This is a genomic window from Candidatus Magnetominusculus dajiuhuensis (genome assembly GCF_046044395.1).
Classification (GTDB): Bacteria; Nitrospirota; Thermodesulfovibrionia; order Thermodesulfovibrionales; family Magnetobacteriaceae; genus Magnetominusculus; species Magnetominusculus dajiuhuensis.
Genome location: NZ_JBJUSG010000191.1, coordinates 1 through 4,524, shown reverse-complemented (window position 1 = coordinate 4,524; position 4,524 = coordinate 1). Strand labels below are relative to the sequence as shown.

Below are 4,524 nucleotides of genomic sequence, written 5' to 3'. Positions count from 1 at the left end.
ATTATGACATCTGCTACCCCCACTGTAAAGATGGGGTTTTCTTGACGCTTACGTTCATAAAAGTAACTATATTTTTTCAAGTCTGTCATTCCAGCCTACGCGCTGGAATCCAGTCCTTACACCGTTTTCTGAAAGACTGGATTCCTGCTTTCGCAGGAATGACAAAATTACTCATATGAACGCAACTTGGTATCCATCATGTATCTTGTAAAACTATCTCTTAGACAGGGCGACCAAAAACCTTATTATATGCACAAGGCCATCCATAACGGGGGCAATTTCCCGTTGCAGACCGCTCTTGATCTCTTCGGTTATCTGGGCCTCTATGTTGGGTAGCGCCGCGGCGCGACCTTGTTGCTGGCTGCGCGCAGCAGTGGTCGCCACAGCTCCACCCTGGCGCAGGAGGCTGTCAATCTTCCCGCTCAGGCTGACTATCGTATCGGTTATAAACCCAAGAAATTCAAGCGTCTGTGACTTGACCATGTTGTTTTCCCTTTCGATAAGCGCCCTGATTTCTTTTATCTCACCGCTGAATTCATTTCGGATGTTGTCAATGTTGCTCTTAGCAAACTCCATGCCACTATTGGCAGAGGTATAAGGCTCTATTTTCATAGTCGTGATTACGGCCTTGAGGGCAGATATCTCGCCCCTGAGTGGTGCCAGAGCGGTATCAAGCCTCGTGTTTACCACCTCGCCAACAGATAGTTTTATCTCCTGAGTCAGGCTTTTCATGGCGGTGCCATCCATAGCGCCGGACGACGGTACGCTTACGGTTTTTAACTGTTCAACGGCCTGTTTCAAGGTGTTGCCGAGTGTCTCAACTGAGCTGCCGATGGCGTTTATATCAATAGACGGTATGCCAGATTTAACCGAGGCTATCTCGTCTTTTATGGACATAGAGGCGTTTCTTATGTTGTCTTTCAATGTCCCTTCAAGACGATTATTAAGGTCGGACAACAGGGTAGTGAGAGTAGAGTTAATCTCCTTTTTCAGTTCGGCTGCCGTTGAATCCACGGCCTTTTTGGCTGCGGCGGACTCTGCTGCCCCAGCGGCTACGGCGCCAAGCCTTTCGAGTTGCCCTGATTTGTCATCCAGCAACGCTGTGAACCCTTGCTTTAACGTCTCGGTAAAGCCGGTGAGCAGCTCCTTTATGTCGCCCCCGGTGTCGGCGGTTGCAACGGTGGCCTTGACCGCGGCAATATTGTTGACCCTCTGTTTTAACTTCGTAAGCATCTGCTGGAAATCATCATTTCCCTCTATTTCTGCCATGGCTCAGTCTCCCTTATAGTTGCTATTTTTTTATACAGGCAATTTTTCACGTAATTTCGGCAAATTGCTCCAACAGTATGTCCTCTGTAAAAGGCTCGTCAAGCGGTATGCCCAGGTCTTTCCACTGCCTCATGCAATCCTCCGGCTGCAGATTATTGGCAGCCGCCTGTGAGACTATATCATAGAAATAACTATATCTTACCTCATACCCTTCGTATATAAACCACTGGACTGAGGGGGCGTCGAATATCTTATTCATTTCGCTGATTGCCTCATCTACGAGGATGTGCAGCCTGCCCTTTTGGAAATACGCCCCGCCGGGGTATGCCAGAAGGAGCTTATCCTGTCTTTTTACGATATTGTCAAAAAATCTGTTTCTCTCGACAATATCCACAAGGGCCGATGCCACCCTGTGCAGGTCGTCTATTATAAGCTGCAAGACATCTGCCCGCTCAAACAGTTTGTGTGATTTTGCCGCCTCAATGGACGCGTCGTCGTTTCCAAGCACGTAGAAGGTCAGGCTGTCCGAAAATTCCCCCTCCACAGAGAGGCTTTCGGCTAACGCGTCAGCGCTCTGAGGGTTTATCACATATGGCCGCTTAAGGGCGCGAACATGGTCAAGTGTCTCTGCGTCAAGGCGTAACAGCTTGTTTATAAAATTAATCTGCGACTCATAGTTCTGGTCTATCAGGACAACGGTTTTGTGTTTATTGCCGGAAAACCCGGACAATTTCCTGATATAATAGTTATGGAATAATGCCTCATAGTAACGGCTGCTGAGCTGCAAAAACATATTGATAAATCCGGTTTTTTCCCTTTTGAAGGTTATCTTTTTACCATATACCGGAAACTTCTGCTCTATAAACTCCATGTCGCACAACGCCGAGACCTCTTTGACGCTGTAATGGAGTTCCTTGCTGAAGGCAGACAGCCTCTTGTACTGCTCCTCGTTATAGTCTCCGCCCTTTTCGATGTTTTTTATATCGTCAACAGAGGCGGCAACCTTTTTTGAGAGTGGCTCAACAAAAGAAAACGTAATGGTCTTATCCCACCAGTCCAGGTGTCCGGCAAGCGGCCCTAAGAACATCTCTATTGACGCCTTTAGCTCTTCAATAAATTTTGTTTTATCAATGTATTCCACCGTCAGGTCTTTACCAGAGGCCAGCAGTGACTTGCCTGAGACACTCCTTTTTTGCACGTTAGGCAGGTAAAAACTCTTCACCGAGCCGCTTTGAATATCTGTTCGCCGTACATCAAGGCCGACATCGTCGAAGTATTCCTTGAACTTGTCCCTTGCGTTGTCGAGGTTATCAAGCATACTGGCCTTGATGGAGTGCATTTTTTCGCTGATTGCGTCTGCTTTGACGATAAATTCTGTGTCGTGTTTGGGGTTAAATTCATAGCGGTACGAATATGTGCGCGATAGCTCATGCTGGAACTCGGCGAACATGCCGGCGGGGTCTATTTTCTTTTTCCATATGGAGACTACCTGGTTTTTGGTATTTAATATTCTTTCGTTGTATTTTTTTAATTTTTCGAGGGTCTTCATCAGATGTTCGATGCTGTTTTTCTTGTCGGCCTCTTCTTTGACCGCGCTTATCAGGAGGGTTATCAGGGCGTTGACGCTGTCAACTATTTTTTTGAGGTTTCTTATGGTATATTCATACTGCAACTGCTTTGTGACGCTTTTGATGACGTGTACCAGCTCTTCAAAGCCCGACTCTGCCCATGCCTCCTTGTCACCGTCTTTAAAATAACGATTGGCTGACATAGTCTCAACCTGGACGATAGGGGCGTCTTTCAGGCGTGAATACGGGCTTATGAGTTTCTCAAACTCCTCCTTATATTTATCAAGGCGTTTGTCTATTGACTCCTCTGAGTTTTCTGAGGCGAAGCCGCTCTCAACAACGGCGCTCTTACATGTCTGCACGAAGACAATCCTCTGGTCGGCGTCCATTACCTTGTTAAGTATTTTTCTGTCGGCCTCCTTCATCGGGCTGCGGATTGAGGACAGATAGATTATCAAATCCGCCTGCGGCAGGAACTCGCGCAGGGTGAGGTCTTCGTGTTCCTTAAGGCCGTAGGCGTCGAGGCCGGGTGTGTCGGCCAGCTCCAGGTCCTCGTCTATTACAAACGTGGGCAGGCCGATTTTAAGATACTTGACGCTGTACTTGTTGCCGGGGTTTTCGTCCTCTGAGGTAAATTTCCAGATGGACTCACCCAGACAATCGTTACCGGTTTTCTTTATTGATCTGCCGTCTTCGTATATTATCTCAAGCTGTGGTTCCTTTGACCTTGAGCAAAACACGAGCATATTTGTAGTGGCCTTACTTTGTTCTTTCAGGATTTTTGTCCCCGTGCCAAGCAGGATATTCATAACGGAGGATTTCCCTGAGCTTGTAATGCCGACGAGGCCACTTTTTATCGTATGAACAGAAAAATCCCTTATATTGGCCTCAAGGTTATTGATTCTATTGGCAAACTGATCGTGTCCAAGGGCCTTTAAGCGGGTGACTATGTCGGAGACACGCGTGAGAAAGTTCTTTATTTTTATCTCTTCTGATTCCATTTATTTTCCCGTGCTGGCGATAAAGGCGTCAAGCCTCTTCAATCTTTCCCCGATTTCCTTTTTATTGCCGTTGACACGCTCTGCCATAGCCTCAGCGTTTCTGAGTTCACCTTCGAGCATCATCCTTAGTATCTCGGCCTGAGTTGTCGTTAACGCGTCGAACTGCGCCTTGTTATTTTCACCCAGCGAGGCCTTTAGCTCTGCGACAATGGAGGCAAGTCCGCCCTCTACGGATTTGGCAAGGGCGTCAATTTGAGCGGTGTTTACTGCGCCGAGCCTTTGTCTTATCTCATTGAGGCTTTCTTCTATTGCCAGCAGACGTTCATTGGAGGCACGCATGTTGTCGTTGACGGCGTTGGCAATGTCCTTACTGACACTGTCAAACATTGTGAAGAGCCTTGTCTCTAACTGAGTGGTAGTTTTTTTTACGACGCCGATTAACTGGTCGGCTATGGAGTCAGAAATGTGCTCGGACAATGCCGACAATATATTTTTCGTTACAACATCAACATAGTAACCATTATCCATGTTTCTTACCGCCCCTCCTGCCCCATAATTGGTTAATTTAACAAAAGTTCGCTTATAGATATTAATGTATGGGGCTTTGCGAAGTCAAATAATATTTCGTCATGTGTCGTACCAAAGTAGAAATGTCCTATTCTTACCAAAATAGAAATGTCCTATTC

3 protein-coding genes are annotated in these 4,524 nt (G+C 46.8%); all 3 read right to left on the bottom strand.

The window, feature by feature from the left end:
• Window positions 1-213: 213 nt before the first annotated feature.
• From AB7D94_RS16530 to AB7D94_RS16520, 3 genes are read right to left on the bottom strand one after another with little or no spacing between them, the layout of a single operon-like run.
• A complete protein-coding gene (locus AB7D94_RS16530; RefSeq protein WP_420267161.1) occupies window positions 214-1,269 on the bottom strand; it encodes a hypothetical protein in 1,056 nt (351 codons plus the stop codon).
• Between the two features lie 46 nt (window positions 1,270-1,315).
• Entirely contained in the window at window positions 1,316-3,838 is a 2,523-nt protein-coding gene (locus tag AB7D94_RS16525) for a dynamin family protein (protein WP_420267160.1), read from the bottom strand.
• Window positions 3,839-4,366, bottom strand: coding sequence for a hypothetical protein (locus AB7D94_RS16520; protein ID WP_420267159.1), 528 nt, complete (start codon window positions 4,364-4,366; stop codon window positions 3,839-3,841).
• Between the last annotated feature and the right edge of the window lie 158 nt (window positions 4,367-4,524).